The organism is Parapedobacter sp. GCM10030251, assembly GCF_042666505.1.
GTDB lineage: Bacteria > Bacteroidota > Bacteroidia > Sphingobacteriales > Sphingobacteriaceae > Parapedobacter.
The window spans coordinates 1-25,877 of record NZ_JBHTDN010000009.1 but is presented as its reverse complement, the minus strand read 5'-3'; the positions used below and the strand labels follow the sequence as shown (position 1 = coordinate 25,877).

The window sequence follows — 25,877 nt, the reverse complement described above, 5'->3', positions numbered from 1 at the left end:
GATGGTTTTTCGTGTATACTTTGTCTGTTTTGAATAAAAATTATATTAAATGTTTAATTATAACATGAGTTCGTTGGGTTTTTATCAAAATTTATTGTTATTTTTAAAAATATATCAACGAAAAAATTGATTTAATGAAATATTTGTACATATTTGTGCCAATGTTTATGTTAATTCAAAACTTTAACCCTGTTTCTAACTATTTTTTTAAATTATGGAGTTATTTACGTTAAATCTTTCCTGCTTGACTGAAATGTTCAGTGCAGGTATGGCTTTCCCGCTGTTGTCTGTGATGACGCAGGAGGTAGCTGCGGAAGGTCCATCCGTGACGGATGTGCTGTTGACTGCAAACAATATCTGGATGATGCTTGCCGCATCGTTGGTATTTATCATGCATTTAGGCTTTGCCAGTGTCGAAGCGGGGTTTACCCAATCAAAAAACACGGTCAATATCTTGTTTAAGAATACATTGACCCCGGTGCTCGGTATCGTCACCTACGCCCTTGTTGGATTCGCCCTTATGTATCCGGGGGAGTTCAATGGGTTTCTGGGTTTCAGCAAAGAAAGTTGGGATATTATTTGGTTTAACCCAAGCGAAGCTGATGTGAGTGCTGGTTACGCAGATGGAGGATATACTTTTTGGACGGATTTCATTTACCAAGCCATGTTCGCGGCAACGGCAGCCACCATTGTATCTGGCGCGGTGGCCGAGCGAATCAAACTGAGCGCCTACCTAACTTTCACCTTGATTTTTGTCGGTACGGTATATCCCATTATCGGTAGTTGGAAATGGGGCGGCGGCTTTTTGGATGAACTTGGTTTTGTAGATTTTGCAGGCTCGACTCTAGTGCACTCCGTTGGCGGTTGGGGTGCTTTGGTGGGTATCTGGCTGTTGGGACCGCGCATTGGCAAGTATGATAACGGAAAAACCAGTGAAATCGCCGGGCATTCCGTTCCCTTGGCTACCATCGGTGTATTTCTATTATGGCTAGGTTGGTTCGGTTTCAATGGTGGATCGGTACTCTCTGCTAATCCCGGACTGGTATCTTTGGTATTGACGACTACCGCACTGGGTGCTTGTGGGGGAGCCATCGGTGGACATTTCACTAGCATGATTGCCATGAAGCGAATTGATTTCGGGATGGTGTTGAATGGTATACTGGCAGGATTAGTCGGAATTACCGCGGGTGCTGATATTATTACTCCGCTTGAGGCATTGATTATCGGGGGAATTGCCGGCATTCTGGTAGTGTTTTCAGTGATGTTGCTAGATAAATTGAAATTAGATGATTGTGTAGGAGCTGTTTCGGTGCACTTGGTTTGTGGTATCTGGGGAACTTTGGCTACTGGAATTTTTGGCGAAGGAGCTTCGTTCATGCCGCAACTCTATGGCGTATTAGCGTGCGGGGCAGCCGCTGCGCTTGGCGCTTTCGTCATTTTCGGTATTCTTAAGGCTACTATTGGATTGCGTGTCAGCGCCGAAATGGAAAAACACGGATTGGATAGCCATGAACACGGTGTACGTGGTTATACTATTTTAATGGAAGACTAGTCATAATGGATTCTGAGCGGATAACCTTAGGTTATCCGCCAAAATCCCAAGTATTCACCGCTTCTTAAGATGGCCTGGAAACTATGCTTAAGAAAGCAAGCAAAAATTACTACAAATATGAAAAAAAATTTTATCGCGGCGATAGCCCTGTTATCGGCATTCAGTGGGTTTTCACAAGACGAATCGTTAACGATCTCCGGGTCTGTGGATGCCTACTATAAATATGATTTTTCCGGCTATAGAAACGAAGATGGATTGAGTAACATCCCTACTTCATTTGCCAACGAGCAGAATTCAGTTTCCTTGGGCATGGTAAATGTCATTCTGGGTAAGACCGTCGGTAAAGCCTCATTTGTAGGCGACGTATCTTTCGGGCCGCGAGGGCAATACCAGTCTTTGCTTAATGGGGGAGATGGCAACACGTTCAATATCCAAAACCTCTACATGAGTTATGCCTTTACCGAGAAATTTTCGATGACGGCGGGTTTTATGGGCACTTTCGTCGGTTATGAGATCATTTCTCCGACCGGAAACTTCAATTATTCCACTTCTTACCTGTTTTCGGCTGGTCCGTTTCAAAATGCAGGCATTAAGGCTCAGTATGATTTTTCCGACAAAGTAGGCCTAATGATCGGTTTATTTAACGACTGGAATGTCTACCACGATTTTAATGGAGTGTCCGATATTGGAGCCCAGTTGCGTCTTTCGCCGGTGGAAGGCTGGGACGCCTATATCAATTTTTTGGATGGACATGAGACGGGGATGATTTTTGATTTAACAACCTCTTATCAGGTTACTAAAGCGTTCAAGTTGGGTTTGAACGCTGCTGACTTCACCGCAGAAGGTGAAGATGCGGGAGGCTATCAGGGTGGTGCTTTGTATGCGCAATACGGATTCACAGATGCATTTGCTCTTGGTTTGCGGGGCGAGTATTTTAAGACAAAAGATATCGGTAGTGGCGATGACCTGGTTGAAGGGAACTCGGTTTTGGGGTTGACGTTGTCTGCGAATGTAAAAGCAGGTCCGCTTACGGTCATTCCTGAATTCCGTTTTGATAACAATTCGGAGGAAGTGTTCTTCAAAAACAAGGAAATGGATCCTACCAAAAGTGCATCACAGTTTTCTTTGGCACTGGTGTATGCATTCTAAGACCTGAAATCTGAACCATATGACTCCAACGGTGTTAGCGCCGATAAGCAGGCCCGTGACGCCGCTTGTGGATAAATGATTTCCGAATGAACGTCATCAGCGGTTGTCTCTCAGTATCGGTGAGGCAACCGCTGAATTGCTGGTCTTCACGGGGTTTTCCGTCCGACAAACGACCCTTTTCCCAGTAAAAAGTCGATGGCTTTGGCGACATTACGGTCGACGCTGGTTTCGGTTTTTAGGAACGAGATATAGCGAATAATTTCCTTTTGCAGAGAGGGGGCTAAAGAGTCAAATTTTTGTTTTGCTTGCTTATTTTGTTCCAGCGCATGGAGTAATTTGGGGTGTGGATGGATGGAACGGTCGCCCGAATCAACAAAAACAACCAATTGAACGATCTCTCCAATGCGTTTCGGTGAATTTTTGAGCATGGTCGTATTTACATACAGTCGCCAGGCCCCTCGATACCTAACCAGCGTCTGCCGAAACGCAACACCGTTGATGGTGCCTTTAATGGGGATCGGGCCCTTATTTTTTCCGGCTGCAGACAAAAGCGAATGCAATACGTTGTCGGGTACGGGTACGAATGGATTGATTCCGATGATTTCCAATGGAGCGGTGAAACTGGGCATCGTATTTTTCTAACCAGGATACCAATTTATAAAATTTGATTTGAATTCCGATATTCCCCTTCGGGTATTTTCACGGACTTGCAAGGGTTCACGATTTCTGGGTTGCTTTTTTGAGCCCTTCCAGAAAGTCCTGACCCCATCGCTGTACATCGTAATGTTTGACAATTTCAAACATGCGCTTAATCCGGAGAGACCGTTCGGACGCGTCGAGGCCTAGCGCAGAAAGCAGGCTGTCTTTAAGGTCTTGGCTATCGTAGGGATTCGTCCGTATGGCATAGGGCAGCTCCACGGACGCTCCGGCGAATTCGGAGATTACCAGCGCACCGAATGGTTGTTCCTGCAGCCCTTGCACGGCGATGTATTCCTTGGCCACCAGGTTAAGTCCGTCACGAAGCGGGGTGATCCAGGCAACGTCGGAGACCGCATAATAAGAAACGACTTCTTCAAACGGGACGGATCGGAAGAAGAACCGAATAGGGGTCCACTCTAGCGTGGAATACCGTCCGTTGATTCTGCCTACGGCTTGTTCAAGTTCGTGTTGTATACGATCGTAAATTTTCATCCCCTGGGAAGGCGGCGTACAAATGTTGATCAGCTCAACCCGACCGTGATACTCCGGATGCTCGTCGAGAAACTCACCGAATGCTTCGATTTTTTCCAGCGGCCCTTTTACATAATCCAGACGCTCTACGGATAAAACAATACGCTTTCCCTGGGTTCGCTTGCGTAGCAGTTCGATGCGAGACTGGGTTTTCTGCTGATCGAGGATCTGTTGTATGTTTTGCATGTTCACCCCGACCGGCTGTGCGCCCAATCGGATGGTGCGGTCGCCTACCTCAATGAGCTTGGTCATTTTGTCTATGCCGAGTGCACAGCTGTAGGTAAGAAACTGTTTGGCGGCATTGACGCGGCGTAATACGTTTACCGGTGCATGGCTTTTGACCACATCGACGAAGTTTTCGACGTATCGCGGGATGTGGAAACTGATGAAATCACATTGTAGCAGGCTGCCGATAATGTCTCGTCGCCATGGGATGATGTTGAAGATGTCGGCTGGGGGGAATGCCGTATGATGGAAAAAGCCGATTTTCAGGTCGGGACGCCGTTGCCGTAGAAATGCCGGAACCATCCAAAGGTTATATTCGTGTATCCAAACCAATGCGTTGGGTTCGGCTTCATCGGCCACACGATTGGCAAACAGTTCGTTGATGCGGAGGTAATGTTCCCAATGGCTATGGTCAAATTTGGCTTTGTTGATAAAGGAGAAAATGGTCGGCCAGAAGGCTTCTTTTGAAAATACGCGATAGAACAGATCGATGTCCTTTTTCGGCAGCGGGATGATGGAAGCCCGGAGATTTGGGTATTGTTCGCTATCAATGTGCGGATTCAATACTGGGTCGTCGCCCAGCAATCCCATTGCTTCCTCACCAACCCATATACCCGGTCTGCCGTTGGAAAAAAAGCCTAGCAGGGAAGGGATAATTCCGTTGGGACTGCGTGGAGGAATGCGCTGGGGGTGGCCATCTTTGACCTCAATGTCAAATGGAAGCCGGTGGTATACCATCAGCAACTGCTTGCTGTCTGCTGTTTTTGTGGCCGGCTCTTGGTGATCGCTGCTATAATTCCGGAAGGCTTCGAAATGCGCCATGGCTTCCAGAATTCCGCCGGCGCCGGGCTCGGTCGCTGCATACACGTTGGGCCATTGCTCGACGGCAGCCAGTAACCGGGGCTCCGACTTGCCTACAGCGACGCCGTGATATCCCGTTTCAAATAACGCGTAGTCGTTGTAGGTGTCGCCGGCAACCAACACATCAGCCTCCGGAATACCTAAATGTACCATCAGTTGAGACAAGGTTGTGCCTTTGTTGACAGCTTTGGGCAGGATGTCGAGGTATTTGCCAGCGGATGTCAGCACATCGCAATGAAGGGCAGAAGCAAGCCGTTCGACTTCTTCAATGTCGGTGTGTTCGTCGTAATAGAATGAACAGCGTCGTTGCTGGGGTACTTCTTGAGGCGTTAGTCCTTGTACCGTAGCCAGTTTCTCCCGGATGGCAAATTGCCCGGGCCATTTACGCTCGATCCCGGATTGAAGAGGGGTAACGGGGAGTAATGTCGTGCCGTCTACGACCGTTGCCCCTACATCGGCAATGATGTAATCCGGGGTAGGTACCAGTGGGTCATGCAATAACGGAAGCACCGTTTCGATCCCCCGTCCTGTCACGAATACCAGGTCGATATCCGGGTGGTTCCGGATTAGTTGATAGAGGGTTTGTCTTTTTTCTGCGGTGCCGCCGAGAAATGTTCCGTCGAGGTCTGTAGCTAATAACATCGTTGTTTCTTTGTGAGTTCATACCATACGGCGCCCAGCGAGAAGACCACAGGTGCCGATCAAACTAAAAACGGGAGATTAATGTTTTTGCAGGTGACCCAATACCTGCCCCTTTATTCGATGTTCAGTGATGCTGATGCAAAAGGGTTTTCAGATTAAGAAAGCTTTGGTGAAAGCTTCGTTGGTGGGCAAATATAACAATTTTTCCCCAACCCTGAAAACAGGAGTACGGCCGATGGTCCTAAGTGATGCGTTTCAGGTTGATCGCCAGCGGCGTGGAATCTAAGATCAGCGGTACCCGTTCGACGGTAACAAAACTTGAATCCAATCCGAACCCGCGCTCTTCGGATAAACTGAATTTCCGCAGAAAGCTGTATATATCCAGGACAATGCGTTCCATGAATTTCAAGGTGTTGGTTTTCATAATCACCTTTTCCAGCACGATAAAGCGAAAGTCGCCATCGATATCATGTTTTCGGAGCGTATCATAGTTGCTCTTAATGCTGACTTCTCCGTTTTTGACAAGGTCTTCCACTACTTTGCGGAATAGCAGACTGATGCGTTGCTCGTCGCGGAATCCAAGGCGGAAGTCAATACGTATCAGCTTACCGGGGATGAGTTGGTTAACCTTGTATTCGCCGGTATAAGGATGGTCCGTCACATCGACATGCACCAGCCAGTAAATATCCGCACGTTTGGGTTTCTTGCGCAGGATCGAATAGATGATTTTTTCTTCAATCTCCGATTCGAAGTTCGCGCTGGTCAAGTATACGAGTTGTGACGCATAAAGCGGTACCGATTGGTCCGTTGCGAGCTGGCCGAGCAGTTCGTAGTAATCAGCCACTTCAACAAAGCGCGTAAACCGGTTCTTGATTTTTCGTGCCCACCACCAACAGAGCATCACGGTGAAGAGCAGTCCGGTGATGAGCAAGGTAAGCCACCCGCCGTGCGAGAACTTAGTGGCATTGCCAATGAAAAATACTGACTCAATGAACAGGTAAAAGAGTAGGAATGCGGCGCATAGGTACAGCGGGATATGCCGGTTTCGTAAATAAACCGTCATCAACACGGTGGTTACCAGAAAACTGATGTTTATGGCCAGTCCGTAGGCTGCTTCCATGCGGGCGGATTCCTGGAAAATGAGGATGATGAATACACAGCCTATCAATAATATCCAGTTAGCTGAGGGTACGTATAATTGCCCTTTCAGCATATTCGGGTGAATGATCTTCACTTTCGGCCAAAGATTGAGACGTACAGCTTCGGAGACGAGCGTAAATGCGCCGGAAATCATCGCCTGGCTGGCGATGATAGCTGCCACTGTGGCAATGGAAATGCCAAAGGGCAGAAACCAACCCGGCATGCCCATGAAAAATGGATTTCCGCCATTGAGCGGGATGCCCTCATGCTCCAGCAGCCATGCGCCTTGCCCAAAATAGCAAAGCAGCAGGCAGGCTTTCACGAATATCCAAGAGACGCGGATGTTCTGCAACCCACAATGACCCAGATCGGAATACAAGGCCTCCGCACCGGTAGTACAGAGGAAGACGGCGCCGATAATCAATAGGGCGTCCGGATGCTGGATGAGGGTTACCACCGCATAATGTGGGCTAAGCGCCCAGAATATCTGCGGGACATCCACAATATGTCCCACGCCGATCACTGCCATCATCGAAAACCAGACAAACATGATGGGGCCGAAAAGCCTTCCAACCACAGCAGTGCCAAAACGCTGCAGCAGAAACAACACCAATACGATGAATAGGACAATCGGCACGGTTTGCAAATGCGGATAGAAAATATCAAGGCCCTCTATGGCAGAGGAAATGGTAATGGCTGGTGTAATCATACCATCGGCAAGCAAGGAGGCCCCGCCCAGCATGGCAGGAAATACTACCCACTTGCCGTGTTTTCGTACCAATGAATAAAGGGAAAGGATTCCTCCCTCACCTTTGTTGTCTGCACGGAGCGTGATGATGACATATTTTAAGGTGGTTTGCAACGTGAGTGTCCAAAAAATACAGGACAATCCCCCATACACCAAATCGCGGTCTACCGCATCCTGTCCGATGATGGCCTTAAAGACATAGAGGGGCGACGTGCCAATATCTCCGAAGATAATCCCCAGTGCCACCATTAATCCCGCTAAGGTCAGCGGCTGTTTTGAATGAGCTTTCATTCGATAATTATCCGTTACCTGTTTGCATCATGGAATGTATGGATGCTTTACAGTTATATGCCTGGCTGCCGCGCGCAACTGTCTTTTACTCCCTTTGCGACGGCAATGAAAGGTAAGCAGGTTATGCGACAAACCGCGAGGCAAACTTAGGAGTTAATTGATGGAAAAAAAAATCAGTGGAAAAATTGGCGAATTTGGCATCATTTTGCTATTTTTATGGCTGTCCGGAATGTCTTGGGAGGACACTCCGGGTGAATAGAAAGAATGGTTTAACCTTATTAAGTTGGAGGAGTTATGGTTAATTTAGTTGTAATGTTTGTGGCGGGAATGGCCATCGGTCATGGTAACCCGCTAAAAGATGACGTAGGGCGCGATGCTGGTCAATTTTCCGTAGATCAGCGTGGTAAATTTGTGGTATACGATTCGGAGACACTGCCAAGCGGTGTAAGTTTTTCCGATATCCAAGCTCAGTTGAATACCTTTTTGGCATCGAAAGGCGATGACACCGAATTGAAGGGAACGACCCGTTTGGAAAGCAGGGGACGTGTTCCCATGAAAAAGCATGCGGGTATCGGCAATTACGTGGCAGGTGATGTACATTACACCTTCGTAATGGAAGATAAAGGGGGAGAGCTCACTTATTGGTTTACCGACCTTACCTATCAACCCTTCCGCAACGACCGCTACGGTAAGCGTGTCAAAGCGACTGCTTCACCCATTCCGCTGGAAAAGCAGATGAGCAAAGTGAATGCGCAGGTCTGGAAAAAGCAAAAGAATTACGCTTATGAGGCCATTAATGAAATGGCCGATCAAGTGCTCGCACAGTTGGAAACTGCGCGCAAACCCCGGGTAATCACTACCGGTATGGAATAACCGTATCTAGATAAACACGATCGAAAGGGTGCTTGACAAGCACCCTTTTTTTGTCAGATTGTCCTGTCATCCTGACGTAATCTCGAAATGGAACACAAATTGTTTTAGAGCCGACGGCAAGTCTTTAGTTAATTTACGCATAATAATTAATCTATGAACGAAAAGGGCAACATATCCATCCATACCGAGAATATATTTCCGGTAATTAAGAAATTTTTATATTCCGACAATGAAATCTTCCTGCGTGAGTTGGTGTCGAACGCAGTGGATGCAACACAGAAATTGAAAAGGTTGGCTTCATTGGGTCAATATACGGGTGAAGTGGGGGATGTGACCATTGACGTAGCTTATGACGAAAAAGCCAAGACAATAACAATATCCGATCGGGGGATCGGAATGACCGCCCAGGAGGTAAAAAAGTACATCAACCAGATTGCGTTTTCCGGGGCGACCGAGTTTGTGGAAAAATTCAAGGAAGCAAAAGACGCGAACGAGATCATCGGTCGCTTTGGTTTAGGCTTTTATTCTGCATTTATGGTCGCTGATCAGGTGGAAATTCAGACTCTATCTTACCAAGAAGGCGCTGAGCCAACCCGTTGGGTGTGTGATGGCAGTACATCGTACGAAATAACGGAGGGCAATCGGACGACACGGGGTACGGATGTGATTCTGCATGTCAATGCCGACTCGGAAGAATTTTTAAACAAGGGCAGGTTGCAGGAAATCCTTGATAAATATGGTAAATTTCTGCCGGTTCCCATCCGTTTCGGTACACGCACCACGAGTGAACCCGATGGAGAAGATGCAGATGGCAAAACTAACTATAAGTCGGTCGAGGTCGATAATATCATCAACAACACACAGCCAGCCTGGACCAAAGCCCCATCAGAGTTAAAGGATGAGGACTATCTGGCGTTTTACCGGGAGCTATACCCTTATTCATTGGATGAACCGTTGTTCTGGATTCACTTGAATGTGGATTACCCCTTTAACTTAACGGGTATTTTGTATTTCCCGAAGCTCAAGGAGAACTTTGAAATACAGAAGAACAAAATAAAGCTGTATTCGCGCCAGGTATTTATCACCGACGAAGTAAAGGACATCGTTCCCGAGTTCCTGATGTTACTTCACGGTGTCATTGACTCGCCTGATATTCCACTCAACGTATCGCGGAGTTTTCTGCAAGCTGACAGCAATGTTAAAAAAATCAATGCTCACATCACCAAGAAAGTCGCCGATAAATTGGCCGAAATATTTAAATCGGATCGGAAGGGATTTGAGGAAAAATGGCCCGATATCGCCCTGTTTGTCAAATACGGTATGCTCAGTAACGACAAATTTGCTGAAAAAGCAAACGAGTACTGCCTGGTGAAAAATACCGATAACGAGATTTATACGCTTAAGGAATATGCGGAGAAGGTAAAAGATATCCAGCAAGACAAAGACGGCAATGTTGTGTACCTCTACACAAATGATACGGCGCAGCAGGACGGCTATATCACCACAGCTAAAGACAGGGGCTACGACGTGCTGGTCATGGATTCGCCTATAGACAGTCACTTTGTAGCATATATCGAGCAGAAGGCAGAAAAAACGCAGCTCAAGCGCGTAGACGCCGATGTGATTGATAAGCTTATCCAAAAGGAAGAGGCTAAGACGTTAAATCTCACTGAGGAAGAAAGCAAAAAGGCAGTCGAGCTCTTCGAGAAAGCGATTAGCCGGGACCATATGAAAGTGCATGTTGAAGCGCTCAGCGAAAACGAACTGCCTGTTACGGTGACTATCGACGAATTTATGCGCCGCATGAAAGATATGGCACAGACAGGAGGTGGAATGAGTTTTTATGGCTCTATGCCGGATAATTACAAGGTCACCGTTAATGGCAACCACCCATTGATTAAACGTATCCTTTCCGGAGAAGATGACGAAGAACGGCAACAACTGGCTAAACAGGCATTTGATTTGGCGCTGCTTTCGCGCGGGTTACTGACCGGAAATGAACTTACGAATTTCGTAAAAAGGAGCGTGAGTTTAATCGGTTGAGTTTTTTTAAATTTTGTTGTTGGATTGTTGTTTAATTGCTATTTTTGCAGTCCAATAACACGGTGGGTATAGCTCAGTTGGTTAGAGCACTAGATTGTGGTTCTAGGGGTCGTCGGTTCGAGCCCGATTATCCACCCGGAAACTTGGAAAGCACCTACGACGTCGTAGGTGCTTTTTTTATAACCTTAACAAGCCGATTTTGCAGAAAGGTGCCGAAATGATTATCTAGCAAAAAAACTATTCCGAAATTGCTTAAAACATCCACGGGAATTTGTTGGTTTGACAAATGGAAGAATTTATACGTAAAATAAAGTATGGTTGTTCGTTTAGTCAGTTTTGGATTCATCGCTTTTCCAGTACTCGATCCCATCAATCTTTAGTTCGTCAGCTTGGAATACCGGGTCTTGCCCTGCCTTTTTCTGTTTTCGATAATCTTCCAGTGCCTTTAGTGCGGGCTTGCGAAGCAAAAGAATCGCGATCAGATTGAGCCACGCCATAAGGCCTACACCAATGTCGCCCAATGTCCATGCGGCAGCGGCTGTCTTTACGGTTCCATAATAGGTTGCGGCGAGAATCAGCAAGCGTAATATCCAAATCGCCCATTTATGGCGCCCTTGTTTATCCAGGTAACTCAAATTGGTTTCTGCCATATAATAGTAAGCCATGATGGTGGTAAATGCGAAGAACAGCAGTGAAATAGCGACGGCCGGCCCACCGATGGCTGGAAAATGTTCGGCGATGGCCTGTTGGGTATACGCCGGACCGATTTCGGTGCCTGGAATGTTTTCCACGATATAGCCACCATCTGGATGCTGCACATTGTATTTTCCAGTAAATAGAATCATGAATGCGGTGGCCGTACAGACAAATAACGTATCTACATAGACAGAAAATGCTTGAACCAGTCCTTGTTTAGCGGGGTGGTTTACTTCCGCCGCAGCTGCAGCGTGTGGTGCAGTACCCTGACCGGCCTCGTTGGAATAAATGCCTCGTTTCACCCCCCAGGCGATCGCCATGCCGATAACTCCGGCGAAAGCGGGTTCAAAATTGAATGCTGATTTGAAAATCAACAAAATTACGTTTGGTATTTGGTCAAAATGAAAAGAGATAATTATAAGAGCCAACAAAATATAGCCACCAGCCATAAACGGAACGATCACTTCGGCTACTTTAGCGATACGCTTAACGCCACCGACGATAATGAGTCCCAATAAAACGACCAGTCCGATTCCTGTATATTCAACAGGTATAGAAAAGGCATTATAACTGCTCAGTGCTATGCTGTTACTTTGGACCCCAGGTAAAAATACGGCTGTACTTAATATGGTGGCCACAGCAAATACGGCGGCGTACCATTTTATGCCGAGTCCTTTTTCGATGTAAAACGCCGGCCCTCCGCGGTACTGCCCGTCCTTTACCTCTTTATATAGCTGTCCCAGTGTGGCCTCCACATATGCGGAGGCGCTGCCCAAAAAGGCGATAAGCCACATCCAAAATACGGCTCCGGGACCACCCATGGCGATGGCTGTGGCCACACCGGCGATATTTCCGGTCCCGATACGACCGGAGAGCGCCATCGCAAATGCTTGGAATGATGATACTCCGGTTTTGGAACCCGTGCTTCCGAAGAGCAGTTTTACCATATCTTTCAAATAGCGGACCTGCAAAAAGCCGGTAGCAAATGAGAAATATATACCGGTTGCCAGGCAAAGAACGATGAGTGCGTTGCTCCAAATGATGTTGTTGATGGCGTTGATCATTTCTTCCATATGTGTCCGATTCAATTTGATGTAGGCCGCTAAGATAGGAATTAATGATCGACGGGCAGGTAATTTCGATTCCGGTCACATTTTTGTGATGAACGCACAAAGCGCATGCGGATGTTCAGGAGATGCGGTATATCCAGCTTTACGCAATTAATTCCACATCGGATTTTGTGGAAAGTTGGCAACATGCGCATATTTGGGACCCAAAGACACAATCGCCTCTTTCCAGAGATTTTCTCCGTCGTTGCCGAAAGTAATATCCGGATTGTAATGGTTGCTGATTACCCACGTGTTTTCATTGAGCTCACTTTCCAATTGGCCAGGGCTCCATCCTGAATACCCAATAAAAAATTTAATTTCGTCACGTGCAATGTCTCCATTTTGGATGAGGATTTTTAGGCTTTCGAAATTACCTCCCCAATAGATGCCGTTGCCGAGACCTACGCCGCTATGCAGCCGATCATAGCACTTATGTATAAAATGAATGCTTTCCTGTGCAACGGGGCCACCGAAGAACAGCGGAAAATCGGCTTCTGGGACATCGTCTACGACGTCTTTAAGTTGCAACATCGCAGGTTGGTTGAGAACGTACCCTACGGTCCCGTCTTCCGCATGGTGTTCGCATAACAATATAACGGCTCGTTGGAAATTCGGATCCAACATGAAGGGTTCCGATATAAGTAAGCTTGCGATTTGGGGGATATTTTTGTTAAACATGATATGTCTCGTTACGTACTGTAAATGTACTGAAAATTTTTCATCGGGCCGATCTTTACCACTTCTCCGTCTCAATCAAGCTGCTCAGTTTTTTTTCGTCGGTTAAGTCGAGGCGCAGGGGGGTGACCGATACATAACCGTTTTCTACTGCCCAGCGGTCGGTTCCCTTTTCTGCTGGTTCGAGTGGAATCACCGTAAACCAGTAGTGTTTTCGATCCATGGGATCCTTTCCCGGTACAATTTTGCCGTCATAAAAGCGCATCGACTGTCTTGTCCAGCATATGCCCGATGGCTGTGGGGGATAATTCACGTTATAAAGTCCGATTTCGTTAGGGTCGCGTAGCAAAAGTTTCAATGTCTTTTCGACATATGGAGCCAGCGCAACAAAATCAGGTTCGGAGTTTCCGGCAGGGGTACTCAAGGCAATTCCCTTTTTTCCCAGAAGTACAGCTTGCTTGGCGGCGGCCAACGTGCCGGAATGCCACATCGAATTTCCTAAATTCGGCCCCATATTAATGCCTGAGAGTACGACCTGGATGTTGTTACGCAGGTGGGTGCCGAGTGCTACACAATCGGCCGGCGTGCCGTTAACCCGATAGGCCTCGATGCCGGGAAAATCAATCGGTGACTTTTTATAAGATAGGGGTCTGGAGTGGGTAACAGCATGGCCCATAGACGATTGTTCCACATCGGGCGCGACCACTACAACCTCTCCAAATTGCGAGGCAATTCTCGCTAACGAACCAATTCCAGGGCTGTAAATACCGTCGTCGTTAGTAACTAAAATCCGCATACGTAGGTGTATTAAAAAGTGCATCCACGAGGACGCAAAGTAAACCGTTGTGATTCTAAAACAAGTGTTCCGGATTTTTTGTTTGGAGAAGTATGCATCATTCAGCAATACATACCACGCATGCAAGACGTTAAATACGCCCAATTGTTGCATAATCCCAAAGCAGGAGATGGCGACCACATGAAAGAAGACCTGATTGAGACAATTGCATCCTGTGGGTTTAGTTGCAGGTATGCCTCGACAAAGATAAAAGGATGGGACCGCCTAAAGAATAAGACAATGTTGGTGGTTATTGCGGGTGGTGACGGCACGGTGAGACAGGTTTTGAAACGGTTGTTGAGGCGCAGGATACTGGATAAACAGTTGACCATCGCATTGCTGCCGGCCGGCACGGCGAATAATTTTGCGAAAACGCTCGGGATTCCGATGACGCTTTCAGGATTGAAGCGTGCTATTACGGGATGGCAGGTTAGAAAAATTGATATCGGGGCCATCGGTAATCTGCCCGATGTCAAATTTTTTTTGGAGGGCATGGGGTATGGCCTGCTGCCAAGACTGATCAAAGAAATGAAAACGGTCGATCTTTCGGGAGTTAAAACCGCGGACGAAGAGTTGACGCTTGCGCTGGATAAATTGATCGAAATAGCGCAACAATACGAGCCCAAGCACGGAATATTAACAATCGATGACACACGGTACGAAGGCAGTTACTTGCTGGTGGAAGTGTTAAATATCCAATCGGTAGGACCTAATGTTATCCTTGCCCCGAAAGCCGACCCTGCCGACGGGAAGTTCCACGTAGCGTTATTGAAAGAGGCCGATCGGGAAGCCTTTATCGACTATCTTCGTCACCTGCACCACCCACGGCCCAGGCGTCAGAAGGTTCCCTGGCAACTGGTCGAGGTGAATCACTCGCTAACGATGCGCTGTGATAACCGGTTGTTGCACGTTGACGATGAATTAGTCAGTCTGAAAAAAGCCCAACTTGTTCGGGTGGAAATCCGGCCAGGTATTGTAGACGTTATTGTCTGATGAGTCCCAATTTTTCCAACAGAACAGGCAATGACTCGCCGGGTGCCAGCAGATGAGCTTGCAGTCCCAGTCGAAGCGCGGTTTCAATGTGTTGGGGACTGTCATCGACGAACAGGGTCTGTTCGGGTTGGAGCGAATGGGTATCCAATACAAATTCGAAAATTTCCGGATCTGGCTTCCGCATTCGCAATAAATGGGAATAATAGTCCTTTTCGAAAAACTCCGTATTGTCCTTGAGGCCAAATTCGCGGTTGAGATAATCGATGATCCATGTGTAATGGATCTCGTTATTGTTACTTAGCAAAAACGTACGGTAATGTCTTTTCAGTTGATGCAACAACTCGTGGTGGCCGGCTCTTACCCCAATCAAGAGACTGTTCCATGCCGAGTCGATTGTTTCGTCGTTCAGCGATGAGTTACCCGTGGCCTTACGAATTTCATCGCGGAATTGCGCCGCAGTGATAAGCCCTTTATCGAATGCATCAAATAACGCATGTTGCGCCCGGTGTCCATAAAAAGTGTCAACGTCGGGTACCCCTAGATCGACGAACGCCTGACGCAACCTGGAAAAGTCAATGTCAAACAGCACATTGCCGTAATCGAGGATGATGTTCTCAATATTTTGCATAAAAAATTTCAGAATGTATGCGCAAAGATGTAAATTTGCAGCCGCAAAACAATAGGGATTTTTGCTGCGCCTATAGCTCAGTTGGTTAGAGTAGAAGACTCATAATCTTTTGGTCCCTGGTTCGAGCCCAGGTGGGCGCACTTAAAATGAAAGTCCTTTCTTACAGAAGGACTTTTTTTATTTATATCTAAAGCTTTTCGATCACTTCGGGCATGGGAAGTAACGCACGTAAGCACGGTCGGCCCATTTTCTATACGTTCGCGCTATGGTATACCGGTTGTTGATCCTTCTGCTTTTTCGCCGAATCCTGTGCATCCTACTACCTCTCCGGCGAGGTTGTGCATGTGGCCGATGGAGATACGTTTACATTGCTCATAGGAAAGACACAACGTCGGATCAGACTTCATGGTGTGGATTGCCCAGAGCGTGGTCAACCCTTTAACAGGCAGGCGACCTCGTTCACGAAAGAACTACTTTCTACAGGCACAATCAAAGTGAAGGAAATGGACGTGGACCGATATGGCAGGATTGTGGGGATCGTGTATATCTCGGATACCATTAATTTGAATGAACGGCTTTTGGAGGCTGGCTTGGCTTGGCATTACAAAGCTTACGATAATAATCCTTTTTGGGCAGCTAAAGAATTAAATGCAAGGGACAGCGGCGATGGCCTGTGGGGAGAAGGGAAGGCGGTTCCTCCATGGAACTGGCGGAAAGGGAAAAGACAGTAGAATTTGTAGGTTCAAAAAAAATAATTACCTTTGCGATCCAATTTCGTACGAAAGGAGGTATAACAGGATATGATTATTGTAAATGTAAAAGAAGGTGAATCGTTAGACAGGGCATTGAAGCGCTTCAAGAAGAAATTCGAGAAAACCGGAGTGCTACGAGAATTGCGCGCCCGTCAGGCTTATGAGAAGAAATCCGTTACCCGTCGTACGCAAATTAAGAAGGCTATTTATAAGCAAAGCCTCAATCAAGATACGATTTAAGGATTCAAAGAATAGATTGCAATTTATTTGCAACATCTGAAAACTATCTGTATATTCAACGTGTAGAATATAAAGGTAGTTTTCGATGTTTATAGAGCGTTTTGTAAATTTTATTCAGCACGAAAAGCGCTATTCCCGCCACACGCTGACAGCTTATCGTCACGAGATTCAGCGGTTCGTTAACTATCTGATCGAGCGTAATATCGAGGCGGGTAAGGTAACACACCGCGAAGCGAGATCGTATCTAGCGGTATTGCTTGAAGAAGGTCAAAGCCCGATAAGCATCAACCGGAGCCTTTCCGCCCTCCGCACGTATTACAAATTCTTATTGCGTGAAGGCGGCGCATCCCAAAACCCATTCGCCTTAGTCAAGGCTCTGAAGACCCCCAAGAAGCTCCCTGTGGTGGTAGACAAAGACAAGCTTTCGTCGCTATTGGATATGGAAGGTGTTTTTCCGGATACATTTGAAGGAATTCGTGATAAGACCGTCATGGAATTGCTGTTTGGAACGGGTATCCGATTGTCGGAGTTATTGCAAATCCGGATTGAGCATATCGATTTCTATAACCGATATGTCCGTATTTTCGGAAAACGGAACAGGGAGAGACTTGTTCCGTTGAACCAAACGCTAATAAAACAACTCCAACATTACATTCAGGAAAAAAAAATACAACCATTTAATAACAATTCAACGTGTTTGATCGTTACTAAAGAAGGGAGAGAAGCATATCCCAAATTGATCTATGACATTGTAAAACATTATCTTGGTGCAATTTCCTCGCAGCAAAAGAAAAGCCCTCATGTATTGAGGCATACATTCGCGACCGCCCTGCTTGACAATGGCGCGGATTTGAATGCAATCAAAGAATTGTTAGGGCATGCGGGACTTGCAGCAACACAGGTCTATACACACAATTCAGTCGAGCGACTTAAATCAGTTTATAAACAGGCCCATCCAAAGGCTTAAAAAAGGAGGAATCTATGAATATCATCGTGCAATCGATCCGGTTTGATGCGGACAAAAAATTAATCCAATTCATCCAAAAGAAAGTGAACAAACTTGACCAGTTTTTTGACCAGATCATCGATGGCGAGTGCTACCTGAAACTGGAAAATGTGGAAGATGAAGCGAATAAAATCACGGAATTTAAACTGAATATACCAGGTAGCCAATTGTTTGCCAAGGCGCAGGCGAAATCCTTTGAGGAGGCTACAGATATTGCGGTCGAATCCCTGCGGAGACAAATCAATAAGCATAAGACTAAAACACGTGCCAGAGCTAGTAATCATAAAGAATTGCTTTCATTGGTAGATGAGCGCCTCGCGTAGTCTCATTTCAATATCTCATACTTACCGGCAGTCTCAAACGACTGCCGGTTTTTTTTGAATTGTTTGCTATCTTTGGGTGCCAAAACCCGAAGACAATCATGTACAAATGGTTTGAAAGATACTTTGCATTTAGCCGCCGAGAATTAAATGGCATCTGTATGTTGGGGGGGCTGCTTTTTGTTTCGTGGTTGATTTTGAATATTTTAAATTGGGGGGTCCGTGAGGATGCGGTCGATATGGCCCATCACATTGAAGACATTGAGCGCTTTTTGGCTACAGCGAGTGAGCGACAGCAATCGACGGTTAAGAGCGATCTAGAGCCCTCGGAACAACCTCAAATGGCGTATGATGTGGAATATTTTATCTTTGATCCAAATGGGCTGTCGGTAATCGATTGGAAGCGGTTGGGCCTCTCGGAAAGGCAGATACGAGTGATTAAGAATTATGAAGCTAAAGGTGGGCGATTTCAAAAAAAAGAAGACCTGAAAAAAATTTATTCTCTGCACGACAGAGATTACATTCGGTTGGAGCCTTATATTCGTATCCCTGTAACTGAACCGGCACCGAACCTGAATACAGTTTCGAAAGATGCATCATCAGCGGATGCAGAGGAAAAGTCGATGGCGGCGGACCTATCGGCGCGAGTAACTATTGAACTCAATGCGACGGATTCGCTTGCCTTGCAACGGTTGCCAGGTATCGGCCCTGTCTATGCTTCCCGTATCGTGCGGTTTCGTGACCGTCTGGGAGGATTTTACGACGTATCTCAACTGATGGATGTCTACGGAATGGATACTATGCGGTTTAACGGACTAAAACCGTACGTTTATGTGGATAGCAGCCGTGTTGAAAAGATAGGGTTGAATTCAGCCGATTATGAACAATTAAAAAATCATCCATTCATCACTCCAAAGCTAGCTAATGCCATTGTCCAATACCGCAAACAACATGGTCCCTATCGATCGCTGTCTGATTTATGGCAAATAGCGATAATGGATGACGTGATTTTTCGTAAAATTGTGCCGTACTTAACACTATCTAATGATTGACCAGCAACTTAAAGACGTCATACGGGACGTATCGGATTTTCCCAAACCAGGTATCGTATTTAAAGACATTACTCCTATCCTGAAAAACACCCAGTTGTGCGATGCTATTTTAGAAGGATTTCTGGATCGCTTACAGCCGGATGCCATTGATGTGGTGGCAGGAATCGAAAGCCGGGGTTTTTTATTCGGATTGTCGTTAGCGCAACGGCTTGGAAAACCTTTTGTACCGATTCGGAAGCAGGGGAAATTGCCTTACCGTACGGTTGCTCAGTCGTATGCATTGGAGTATGGAGAGGCAATTGTTGAAATCCATGAAGATGCGTTTGAACCGGGGGCGCGCGTACTTGTCCATGACGACTTGCTTGCAACCGGCGGTACAGTCATTGCTACAAGCAAACTGATCGAGAAATTGGGCGGCACGATTGCCGGATATGCGTTTATCATTAGCCTGGATTTTCTGGCGGGAAAAGAAAAGCTGGCCGATTACAGCCAGCAGGTCGTTTCTTTGGTTGATTACTAAATCGTGAAGCGCTACATTTTTTTACCGGTAATGGTAATGTCGGAAACAATGGTCATTGGGATCTGCATCCCTTGTATTTCGAGATTACCGCTGATATCCTGTTTTAATGCGGTCTTTATCGGCAGTCCGGATGCGATGTCCAGTTCTAAAATCCCTTTTTGGGTGCCGTTTAGATCGAGTTCGGCGCCTTGAAGTAATGGATTGCCACCGTTTTCCAGTTTGGAGAAGACCAATTGCCCGTCGACAGCAACGATGGCTAAATCGCCATTTATTTCCGAGAGGGTGAATTCGGATGTCGCGGTTGAATGCAACATGCCGGCTACGGACCCGGAGAAGCTTTTGGTCCACGTATCGCCCTTGCCTACGGTCTTGTTCGGATAAATATTTGTGATCTGGTTCATGTTCTGGATCATGGTTGAATCCCCAAAACTTTGTTTCAATATTTCAGCTTGTTGATCGTCTACTGATCCGATAATTTCGGCCAATCCTTCAATCTCTTTTACATTTCCTTCTTCATTGATTCGCATCAAAAATGATTTACCGACTAAATTGGCTAGGGTCTTCAGTTCGCCTGTGCCAGCCTCCGGATTTTCGGAGTCAAAGTGTAATTGTTGCATGCCGCTGGCAACATCGGTGTCCATTTTGATGGCGCCGAATGTAACGTTGATGGTGGTAATGCCATTCTCCACCGTTTGGACGTCATAGATATAATCAGAGGCCATGTTTTGCTTGGTTACGATTTGTTGTCCCATCATTTCTTGCGTGATATCCTGTTTCACGATAGACGAAAAAAGATATTTATCACCGGGTTTTAGGTTGAACTTCAGCCGGATTTCCTGATGTTCGCGGGAAGTGGTCCTTTTCAGGTTGGGCTGATCTGCCTGCCCCCCGTGGTACGTGAAAAACAGGAATGATAATACCCCCAATACTTTTGCGTGCCTCATAATTTGCATTTCTTTAAGTGTTACCAAGTTTGCTATCAAATGTAAAATTTATACCGGTTTGCTGTATGTTTTTTTAATGAAATTGAGAAATCATACCCAAAACTATATTGTTCCGCATTATACGGTATTTTCTTTGGTTTGCTTTTCGGGCGGCATTCGTTATTATTGCATAAATACCAAGGGATTATGCACACAGAATCACTATTAATGGGCAACGAAAACCGGGAGCTTATACGCCGGATGGTACAAGAATTCGTAGAGAAAAACGTTCGACCGCACGTCATGACATGGGATGAGGCACAGATTTTTCCGGTTGATACCTTCAAGACGATGGGACAATTGGGAATCATGGGCGTGTTGGTGCCGGAGGCGTACGGCGGTGCAGGATTGGGATACCATGAATATGTAGACATCATTGCGGAAGTGGCCAAAGTATGTGGCGGTATCGGACTATCATTGGCCGCACACAACTCGTTATGTACGGGACATATCTTAACGTTTGGCAATGAGAGGCAGAAGCAGCAATGGCTACCCAAATTAGCTTCCGCCGAATGGATTGGTGCCTGGGCACTCACCGAGGCAAATACCGGCTCAGATGCGTTGCGTATGAGGAGTACGGCCGTTTTGGACGGCGATGTTTACGTGGTGAATGGTTCGAAGAATTGGATAACGCACGGAATGAGCTGTGATGTCGCCGTGGTAATGGCGCGGACGGGCGAAAGCGGGCGATCCCGGGGTGTCTCGGCGTTTGTTATCGAAAAAGGTACCCCCGGATTCACATATGGAAAAAAGGAAAACAAATTGGGTATGCGCGCTTCAGAGACCACGGAATTGATCTTTGATAACTGCCGGGTACCCCGTGAAAACTTACTTGGTGCCGAAGGGGAAGGGTTTAAACAGGCTATGAATGTGTTGGACGGTGGCCGGATATCAATCGCTGCATTGGCATTGGGTATCGCGAAGGGCGCGCTGGAAGCCGCGGTTAAATATGCAAAGGAGCGGCACCAGTTTGGGCAACCCATAGCTAATTTCCAGGGGATATCGTTTAAACTTGCAGATATGGCCACCGAGATTGAGGCCGCCGAACTACTCATCAGACAAGCGTGTGAGCTAAAGAACAACGGAAAAGAGGTGACTAAATATTCGGCAATGGCCAAGTATTATGCGTCGGAAATGGCTGTACGATGCGCGACGGAGGCTGTTCAGATTTTTGGAGGATATGGATATACGAAAGATTTTCCGGTCGAAAAGTATTACCGCGATGCCAAGTTGTGTACCATCGGCGAGGGGACTTCCGAAATCCAGAAACTGGTGATTGCGCGAGAGGTACTACAATAACCTATTGACAAATTATTACCTTTGCGAATCGAATCGATAAATTATGGAATGGATTTTAAACCCGGAAATTTGGATTTCACTGCTCACGTTGACTGTACTGGAGATTGTATTGGGCATTGATAATATTGTTTTCATCTCTATTTTAAGCGGCAAACTCCCGCAGGAACAACAAAAGAAAGCCCGGCAACTGGGCTTATTGCTCGCGTTGATCATGCGGGTCGGCTTATTGTTCTCGGTAAAATGGATCATGTCATTGACGGAACCCTTCCTGAAACTGGGCGAATGGCTGGGTATCCAAAACGAAAGTGTAAATCACTATTTGACTCTCTCCGGCAGGGATTTGATTCTGTTATTAGGCGGTTTGTTTTTGATTTACAAGGCTACCTCCGAGATCCACACGAAGCTGGAGGGAGAGGAACACCGTCATGAGTTGAAAGGAAAGGTTGTTACCTTTGCCAATGTCATTTTCCAGATCATTATTTTGGATATCGTATTCTCGTTGGATTCGGTTATTACCGCCGTGGGTATGGTAGACCACATCGAAGTTATGATTGCGGCCGTTATTATTGCTGTGGCTATCATGATGCTCTCGGCAGAATCCATCAGCCGCTTTGTAAATCAGCATCCTACGGTGAAAATGCTGGCACTGGCTTTCCTGATACTCATCGGGGTATCGCTTACCGCGGAGGCATTTGAACAACATATACCCAAAGGGTATATCTACTTTGCAATGGCGTTTTCGGTTTTGGTGGAGTTTCTGAACTTAAAAGCAAAAAAGAAGCGATCAGATCCGGTTGACCTTGGCCCGCCTCAAAGCGAATGAATGAGCGCCCAATACCGGAAACCCAAAATTGCCCGCTGGCTTTTTGTCAGCGTGGCAGGGTCTTTCCCCGAATATTTTGGTAATAAACGGTTGTTGAGTTTAACGAGTAACTTGAACAAGACTTTCTTCATTTATTTCCTAAATTTGTCGGCGACTGATTCGTTCACTTCCACTTACTCAAATTTAACATGGCTAAAGCAAAAAAAGAAGAAAAACGACATATTCCTATAGTGACTTCTAAGTCCCTTCGTTTTTTCGAAAAATATATTAACAATCCTTCGCCCACCGGTTTTGAGTGGGAGGGGCAACGTCTATGGTTGGACTATTTGAACCCGTACGTGGATGAAACGTTTACCGACGCCTATGGAACCGCTGTGGCTGTCATCAACCCCAAGGCGGAGTTTAAAGTGGTGATCGAGGCCCATGCCGATGAAATATCATGGTTTGTAAACTACATTACCAAAGATGGACTGATTTATGTAATCCGAAACGGGGGCTCTGACCATCAGATTGCGCCTTCCAAGCGGGTAGATATTCATACGGAAAAGGGCATTGTCAAAGCGGTGTTCGGATGGCCAGCGATTCACACACGATCGGGAGAAAAGGAAGAGAGCCCAACCCTGAAAAACATCTTCCTCGATTGTGGTTGTACCAGCAAAGAGGAGGTAGAAGCCCTGGGGATTCATGTAGGATGCGTGGTGACCTACGAAGACCAGTTTATGGTGTTGAATGACCGTTATTACGTGGGACGTGCCCTTGACAACCGAGCTGGGGGTTTTATGATTGCTGAGGTAGCTCGCCTGCTTAAGGAGAACAAAAAGAAGCTGCCTTTTGGATTGTATATTGTGAATTCTGTGCAAGAGGAAGTTGGCCTGCGCGGAGCGGAAATGATTGCACAGCGGATTAAACCGGACTTAGCGATTATAACCGACGTAACACACGATACGCAAACTCCGATGATCAATAAAGTTACACAAGGCGATTTGGCTTGCGGCAAGGGGCCGGTTGTTTCTTATGCGCCGTCCGTACAAATTAACTTCAATAAACTATTGGTCGATACGGCTATAAAAAAGGGAATTCCATTTCAGCGACAGGCGTCGTCCCGATGGACGGGGACCGATACTGACGCATTTGCTTATTCCAATGAGGGGGTTCCGTCGGTGTTGATCTCCCTGCCATTGCGCTATATGCACACGACCGTAGAAATGATTCACAAAGAGGATGTGGATAACGTGATCCGGCTGATTTATGAGGCTTTACTGTCGATCAAATCGGGACAGGATTTCAGATCGTTCGCTAACTAATCGTATAACCGCCCTAATATATAAACACGATGGCAGAAAAAAATGAAAATCAATTGAACATTGAGCTGGCAGAGGATGTCGCAGAGGGCGTCTACTCCAACTTGGCGATCATCACGCATTCCAACACGGAATTCGTACTCGATTTTATACGGGTGATGCCCGGCATTCCGAAAGCGAAGGTGAAGTCCAGAATTATTCTGACGCCTGAGCACGCAAAACGGTTGTTACGGGCTCTCGACGATAATATCGCAAAATATGAAGCGGTAAACGGCAATATCAATGCACAGGATGAACCTCCGTTTCCGATGAATTTCGGGGGGCCTACCGCACAGGCATGAGTTAGGTACTTTTGGGCTTACTGAAGATAGCCATGATGAATGCGATGGCGGCCAGAATAATTAAGATATTGAATAGGCCCTTTAGCGCATACCAAAAAATACCGATACCCCAAATGACAAGCAGGATTAATGCCAGAATAAATAGAAAACTTCTCATGGTGTTTTTCAATAGGTAACCATAAAATGGAGGGATTGTTTTTGCAATTCAGGCAAGTTTAGCTATTTTTGCATCGATTTGCAGGAGCGCCAATAGCTCAGCTGGATAGAGCAACGGTTTTCTAAACCGTCGGTCTCAGGTTCGAATCCTGATTGGCGTACGAATTGGAACCTTCCGGTCATAAATGATCGGGAGGTTTTTTCATTCCACGACTCATACTTCATTTGTTGCTGTTCAATTTATCGCGGTGTCCTTCACGCAGTTGGCGATTTTAGCGGTAGATAATGAAAAAAAAGGTATAATTGAATTTGCAATCTATCGTAGAGTTTGTACTTTTGCGCCGGAGAGTTGGCAGAGTGGTCGAATGCGGCGGTCTTGAAAACCGTTGTCTGTAACAGGACCGGGGGTTCGAATCCCTCACTCTCCGCCAAGCAAATGAAGCCCCGCTTTAGCGGGGTTTTTTCGTTTGCAGGCAAGCCAAGCTTGCTTGTGCGATGCCGCGATAAACGGAAAAAGGAATGAGCGAAGCGAATGGCTTCATTTGCTTGAGCAGCTCCCCTTCCAAGGGATCACCGAAACGAGGTGAAGGTAATCCCCCACTCTCCGCATCCTATCAAGGAAATATATCAAAACCCTATAAACAGCGCGTTTATAGGGTTTTTTCTTTTATAAGCCTTCCTGATCATTCAATAATTCCTTGTTCAAGCGAGACCCTAGCGAGACCTTACAAACTGTCAGTTCAGGCTCTCGCTAAACATCGCAACGACATAGCTAACAAATAGTTGCGTTATAAGTGTTCAAGGTGAACATCTTGATTTAAGCTGTCAATGGAATAATTAGAGACCTGATAGATACCACCATGATGAAGACAGATTCAAACAGCCATATGGACAATTAACAGAAGAAGAAGCCATTTTGACCACCCTGCAGATGTTACAGCGAGGTTAATCGCGTTACTTGGTCAATAAAACCGTGTATGAGACCAAGGCGAGTATATCGCCCGGATCACCCCGACAAGATTACACCCATACATGCTTTTTCGCGTATCTCAGCAGCACAAGCCCTAATTAAAATAGAAATCCGGTCCGATTGATTTTTGCTAAACAATACTTTTGCAAGCTTGTTTTCTTTAATGGGCAAATAATCCGATCTGCAAATTATAATGTTGTTCAGATGAAGGCGGAAAAGCTACCCATTGTGCGTTTCGCGCCCAAAGGCGCAAAAAGCTTCTACGAAGCTGTGACGGAGAAAGTCTCAGCTTATTTCGAAAAGAATCAGCTTTCACCTTATGCAAATACAACCATGTGGATAAAGACATACTTCATGTTACTGCTTTACGTGGTGCCCTATGTCCTGATGGTTACGGGCCAGGCAGCTGGTAATTATTGGCTGT

At 46.3% G+C, this 25,877-nt stretch carries 24 protein-coding genes, 4 tRNA genes and 1 pseudogene; 20 read left to right on the top strand and 9 right to left on the bottom strand.

Translation table 11 applies throughout. The annotated features are described in order from the left end of the window. Positions 1-214: 214 nt before the first annotated feature. Complete coding sequence (locus ACFQRK_RS19555; RefSeq protein ID WP_379009723.1) at positions 215-1,552, top strand: ammonium transporter; 1,338 nt, start codon at positions 215-217, stop codon at positions 1,550-1,552. 117 nt (positions 1,553-1,669) lie between these two features. Beyond that, positions 1,670-2,701 carry an outer membrane beta-barrel protein gene (locus ACFQRK_RS19550; protein ID WP_379009722.1) on the top strand — a complete coding sequence of 344 codons (1,032 nt, stop codon included), beginning with the start codon at positions 1,670-1,672 and terminating at the stop codon, positions 2,699-2,701. 146 nt (positions 2,702-2,847) lie between these two features. Here ACFQRK_RS19550 and ACFQRK_RS19545 read toward each other — a convergent pair whose 3' ends face one another. The 3 genes from ACFQRK_RS19545 to ACFQRK_RS19535 form a co-directional block, all read right to left on the bottom strand. Continuing rightward, positions 2,848-3,330 carry a YdeI/OmpD-associated family protein gene (locus tag ACFQRK_RS19545; RefSeq protein ID WP_379009719.1) on the bottom strand — a complete coding sequence of 161 codons (483 nt, stop codon included), beginning with the start codon at positions 3,328-3,330 and terminating at the stop codon, positions 2,848-2,850. An 88-nt stretch (positions 3,331-3,418) separates the two neighbouring features. Continuing rightward, a complete protein-coding gene (gene ggpS / locus ACFQRK_RS19540; RefSeq protein WP_379009718.1) occupies positions 3,419-5,659 on the bottom strand; it encodes a glucosylglycerol-phosphate synthase in 2,241 nt (746 codons plus the stop codon). A 241-nt stretch (positions 5,660-5,900) separates the two neighbouring features. Further along, positions 5,901-7,838: a KUP/HAK/KT family potassium transporter gene (locus ACFQRK_RS19535; protein ID WP_379009717.1), complete on the bottom strand. Its 1,938-nt coding sequence runs from the start codon at positions 7,836-7,838 to the stop codon at positions 5,901-5,903. Positions 7,839-8,132: 294 nt separating this feature from the next. On the opposite strand from ACFQRK_RS19535, the gene ACFQRK_RS19530 reads away from it, so the two are divergent. The 3 genes from ACFQRK_RS19530 to ACFQRK_RS19520 all read left to right on the top strand — a co-directional run bounded on the left by ACFQRK_RS19530 (position 8,133) and on the right by ACFQRK_RS19520 (position 10,890). Beyond that, on the top strand, positions 8,133-8,711 hold the full coding sequence (locus tag ACFQRK_RS19530) for a hypothetical protein (RefSeq protein ID WP_379009716.1): 579 nt from the start codon (positions 8,133-8,135) through the stop codon (positions 8,709-8,711). Positions 8,712-8,864: 153 nt separating this feature from the next. Further along, complete coding sequence (gene htpG, locus ACFQRK_RS19525; RefSeq protein WP_379009713.1) at positions 8,865-10,754, top strand: molecular chaperone HtpG; 1,890 nt, start codon at positions 8,865-8,867, stop codon at positions 10,752-10,754. Positions 10,755-10,816: 62 nt separating this feature from the next. Then, positions 10,817-10,890 (top strand) — tRNA-His (locus ACFQRK_RS19520). Between the two features lie 190 nt (positions 10,891-11,080). On the opposite strand, the gene ACFQRK_RS19515 is transcribed toward ACFQRK_RS19520, so the two are convergent. The 3 genes from ACFQRK_RS19515 to surE form a co-directional block, all read right to left on the bottom strand. Next, a complete protein-coding gene (locus ACFQRK_RS19515; protein ID WP_379009712.1) occupies positions 11,081-12,523 on the bottom strand; it encodes an alanine/glycine:cation symporter family protein in 1,443 nt (480 codons plus the stop codon). Between the two features lie 147 nt (positions 12,524-12,670). Further along, positions 12,671-13,237 carry a YqgE/AlgH family protein gene (locus ACFQRK_RS19510; RefSeq protein ID WP_379009711.1) on the bottom strand — a complete coding sequence of 189 codons (567 nt, stop codon included), beginning with the start codon at positions 13,235-13,237 and terminating at the stop codon, positions 12,671-12,673. A 55-nt stretch (positions 13,238-13,292) separates the two neighbouring features. Then, complete coding sequence (gene surE / locus ACFQRK_RS19505) at positions 13,293-14,030, bottom strand: 5'/3'-nucleotidase SurE (protein ID WP_379009709.1); 738 nt, start codon at positions 14,028-14,030, stop codon at positions 13,293-13,295. A 120-nt stretch (positions 14,031-14,150) separates the two neighbouring features. Between surE and ACFQRK_RS19500 the strand changes: the two genes are divergently transcribed. Beyond that, positions 14,151-15,062, top strand: a complete 912-nt coding sequence (locus ACFQRK_RS19500; protein WP_379009707.1) for a diacylglycerol/lipid kinase family protein — start codon at positions 14,151-14,153, stop codon at positions 15,060-15,062. Here the strand turns inward: ACFQRK_RS19500 and ACFQRK_RS19495 are convergent. Beyond that, the gene (locus ACFQRK_RS19495) at positions 15,052-15,690 is read right to left on the bottom strand and encodes an HAD family hydrolase (protein ID WP_379009706.1); all 639 of its coding nucleotides are present in this window, start codon (positions 15,688-15,690) and stop codon (positions 15,052-15,054) included. The two genes, ACFQRK_RS19500 and ACFQRK_RS19495, sit on opposite strands and share 11 nt — an antisense overlap. A gap of 66 nt (positions 15,691-15,756) precedes the next feature. Here ACFQRK_RS19495 and ACFQRK_RS19490 point away from each other — a divergent pair. The 7 genes from ACFQRK_RS19490 (at position 15,757) to ACFQRK_RS19460 (ending at position 19,580) form a co-directional block, all read left to right on the top strand. After that, a tRNA-Ile gene (locus ACFQRK_RS19490) sits at positions 15,757-15,830 on the top strand. A gap of 198 nt (positions 15,831-16,028) precedes the next feature. Continuing rightward, positions 16,029-16,421 (top strand): thermonuclease family protein, encoded by a 393-nt coding sequence (locus tag ACFQRK_RS19485; protein ID WP_379009704.1) that lies wholly within the window; start codon positions 16,029-16,031, stop codon positions 16,419-16,421. Positions 16,422-16,490: 69 nt separating this feature from the next. Beyond that, positions 16,491-16,682 carry a 30S ribosomal protein S21 gene (gene rpsU / locus ACFQRK_RS19480; protein WP_379009703.1) on the top strand — a complete coding sequence of 64 codons (192 nt, stop codon included), beginning with the start codon at positions 16,491-16,493 and terminating at the stop codon, positions 16,680-16,682. 85 nt (positions 16,683-16,767) lie between these two features. Beyond that, entirely contained in the window at positions 16,768-17,649 is an 882-nt protein-coding gene (locus ACFQRK_RS19475) for a tyrosine-type recombinase/integrase (protein WP_379009702.1), read from the top strand. Between the two features lie 14 nt (positions 17,650-17,663). Then, positions 17,664-18,011 carry a ribosome hibernation-promoting factor, HPF/YfiA family gene (gene hpf, locus ACFQRK_RS19470; RefSeq protein ID WP_379009700.1) on the top strand — a complete coding sequence of 116 codons (348 nt, stop codon included), beginning with the start codon at positions 17,664-17,666 and terminating at the stop codon, positions 18,009-18,011. Positions 18,012-18,109: 98 nt separating this feature from the next. Beyond that, complete coding sequence (locus ACFQRK_RS19465) at positions 18,110-19,060, top strand: helix-hairpin-helix domain-containing protein (RefSeq protein WP_379009699.1); 951 nt, start codon at positions 18,110-18,112, stop codon at positions 19,058-19,060. After that, positions 19,053-19,580: an adenine phosphoribosyltransferase gene (locus tag ACFQRK_RS19460; protein ID WP_379009697.1), complete on the top strand. Its 528-nt coding sequence runs from the start codon at positions 19,053-19,055 to the stop codon at positions 19,578-19,580. Before ACFQRK_RS19465 ends, ACFQRK_RS19460 begins: the two co-directional genes overlap by 8 nt. 11 nt (positions 19,581-19,591) lie before the next feature. Here ACFQRK_RS19460 and ACFQRK_RS19455 read toward each other — a convergent pair whose 3' ends face one another. Beyond that, the gene (locus ACFQRK_RS19455; protein WP_379009696.1) at positions 19,592-20,524 is read right to left on the bottom strand and encodes a DUF6263 family protein; all 933 of its coding nucleotides are present in this window, start codon (positions 20,522-20,524) and stop codon (positions 19,592-19,594) included. Between the two features lie 186 nt (positions 20,525-20,710). Between ACFQRK_RS19455 and ACFQRK_RS19450 the strand changes: the two genes are divergently transcribed. The 4 genes from ACFQRK_RS19450 to ACFQRK_RS19435 all read left to right on the top strand — a co-directional run bounded on the left by ACFQRK_RS19450 (position 20,711) and on the right by ACFQRK_RS19435 (position 24,327). Then, on the top strand, positions 20,711-21,862 hold the full coding sequence (locus ACFQRK_RS19450) for an acyl-CoA dehydrogenase (RefSeq protein ID WP_379009694.1): 1,152 nt from the start codon (positions 20,711-20,713) through the stop codon (positions 21,860-21,862). A 43-nt stretch (positions 21,863-21,905) separates the two neighbouring features. After that, positions 21,906-22,685, top strand: coding sequence for a TerC family protein (locus tag ACFQRK_RS19445; RefSeq protein WP_379009693.1), 780 nt, complete (start codon positions 21,906-21,908; stop codon positions 22,683-22,685). 188 nt (positions 22,686-22,873) lie between these two features. Beyond that, entirely contained in the window at positions 22,874-23,989 is a 1,116-nt protein-coding gene (locus ACFQRK_RS19440) for a M42 family metallopeptidase (protein WP_379009691.1), read from the top strand. Positions 23,990-24,018: 29 nt separating this feature from the next. Beyond that, positions 24,019-24,327: a DUF3467 domain-containing protein gene (locus ACFQRK_RS19435; protein ID WP_379009689.1), complete on the top strand. Its 309-nt coding sequence runs from the start codon at positions 24,019-24,021 to the stop codon at positions 24,325-24,327. A gap of 1 nt (position 24,328) precedes the next feature. Here ACFQRK_RS19435 and ACFQRK_RS19430 read toward each other — a convergent pair whose 3' ends face one another. Further along, positions 24,329-24,484: a DUF5670 family protein gene (locus ACFQRK_RS19430; RefSeq protein ID WP_379009687.1), complete on the bottom strand. Its 156-nt coding sequence runs from the start codon at positions 24,482-24,484 to the stop codon at positions 24,329-24,331. An 86-nt stretch (positions 24,485-24,570) separates the two neighbouring features. On the opposite strand from ACFQRK_RS19430, the gene ACFQRK_RS19425 reads away from it, so the two are divergent. The 3 genes and pseudogenes from ACFQRK_RS19425 to ACFQRK_RS19415 all read left to right on the top strand — a co-directional run. After that, positions 24,571-24,644 (top strand) — tRNA-Arg (locus ACFQRK_RS19425). Positions 24,645-24,826: 182 nt separating this feature from the next. Next, positions 24,827-24,914: transfer RNA gene (locus ACFQRK_RS19420), tRNA-Ser, on the top strand. Positions 24,915-25,657: 743 nt separating this feature from the next. Beyond that, a pseudogene (locus tag ACFQRK_RS19415) lies at positions 25,658-25,877 on the top strand (hypothetical protein); the annotation flags it as partial.

Excerpts from the sequence above, each read along its gene's own strand:
- ACFQRK_RS19550 (WP_379009722.1), top strand. The coding sequence starts at position 1,670 with ATGAAAAAAAATTTTATCGCGGCGATAGCCCTGTTATCGGCATTCAGT.
- ACFQRK_RS19515 (WP_379009712.1), bottom strand. The coding sequence starts at position 12,523 with ATGGAAGAAATGATCAACGCCATCAACAACATCATTTGGAGCAACGCA.
- ACFQRK_RS19460 (WP_379009697.1), top strand. The coding sequence starts at position 19,053 with ATGATTGACCAGCAACTTAAAGACGTCATACGGGACGTATCGGATTTT.
- rpsU (WP_379009703.1), top strand. The coding sequence starts at position 16,491 with ATGATTATTGTAAATGTAAAAGAAGGTGAATCGTTAGACAGGGCATTG.
- ACFQRK_RS19455 (WP_379009696.1), bottom strand. The coding sequence starts at position 20,524 with ATGAGGCACGCAAAAGTATTGGGGGTATTATCATTCCTGTTTTTCACG.
- ggpS (WP_379009718.1), bottom strand. The coding sequence starts at position 5,659 with ATGTTATTAGCTACAGACCTCGACGGAACATTTCTCGGCGGCACCGCA.
- ACFQRK_RS19440 (WP_379009691.1), top strand. The coding sequence starts at position 22,874 with ATGGCTAAAGCAAAAAAAGAAGAAAAACGACATATTCCTATAGTGACT.
- ACFQRK_RS19495 (WP_379009706.1), bottom strand. The coding sequence starts at position 15,690 with ATGCAAAATATTGAGAACATCATCCTCGATTACGGCAATGTGCTGTTT.
- hpf (WP_379009700.1), top strand. The coding sequence starts at position 17,664 with ATGAATATCATCGTGCAATCGATCCGGTTTGATGCGGACAAAAAATTA.
- ACFQRK_RS19450 (WP_379009694.1), top strand. The coding sequence starts at position 20,711 with ATGCACACAGAATCACTATTAATGGGCAACGAAAACCGGGAGCTTATA.
- ACFQRK_RS19475 (WP_379009702.1), top strand. The coding sequence starts at position 16,768 with ATGTTTATAGAGCGTTTTGTAAATTTTATTCAGCACGAAAAGCGCTAT.
- ACFQRK_RS19555 (WP_379009723.1), top strand. The coding sequence starts at position 215 with ATGGAGTTATTTACGTTAAATCTTTCCTGCTTGACTGAAATGTTCAGT.
- ACFQRK_RS19435 (WP_379009689.1), top strand. The coding sequence starts at position 24,019 with ATGGCAGAAAAAAATGAAAATCAATTGAACATTGAGCTGGCAGAGGAT.
- ACFQRK_RS19500 (WP_379009707.1), top strand. The coding sequence starts at position 14,151 with ATGCAAGACGTTAAATACGCCCAATTGTTGCATAATCCCAAAGCAGGA.
- ACFQRK_RS19445 (WP_379009693.1), top strand. The coding sequence starts at position 21,906 with ATGGAATGGATTTTAAACCCGGAAATTTGGATTTCACTGCTCACGTTG.
- ACFQRK_RS19430 (WP_379009687.1), bottom strand. The coding sequence starts at position 24,484 with ATGAGAAGTTTTCTATTTATTCTGGCATTAATCCTGCTTGTCATTTGG.
- ACFQRK_RS19530 (WP_379009716.1), top strand. The coding sequence starts at position 8,133 with ATGGTTAATTTAGTTGTAATGTTTGTGGCGGGAATGGCCATCGGTCAT.
- ACFQRK_RS19465 (WP_379009699.1), top strand. The coding sequence starts at position 18,110 with ATGTACAAATGGTTTGAAAGATACTTTGCATTTAGCCGCCGAGAATTA.
- htpG (WP_379009713.1), top strand. The coding sequence starts at position 8,865 with ATGAACGAAAAGGGCAACATATCCATCCATACCGAGAATATATTTCCG.
- ACFQRK_RS19510 (WP_379009711.1), bottom strand. The coding sequence starts at position 13,237 with ATGTTTAACAAAAATATCCCCCAAATCGCAAGCTTACTTATATCGGAA.
- ACFQRK_RS19535 (WP_379009717.1), bottom strand. The coding sequence starts at position 7,838 with ATGAAAGCTCATTCAAAACAGCCGCTGACCTTAGCGGGATTAATGGTG.
- surE (WP_379009709.1), bottom strand. The coding sequence starts at position 14,030 with ATGCGGATTTTAGTTACTAACGACGACGGTATTTACAGCCCTGGAATT.
- ACFQRK_RS19545 (WP_379009719.1), bottom strand. The coding sequence starts at position 3,330 with ATGCCCAGTTTCACCGCTCCATTGGAAATCATCGGAATCAATCCATTC.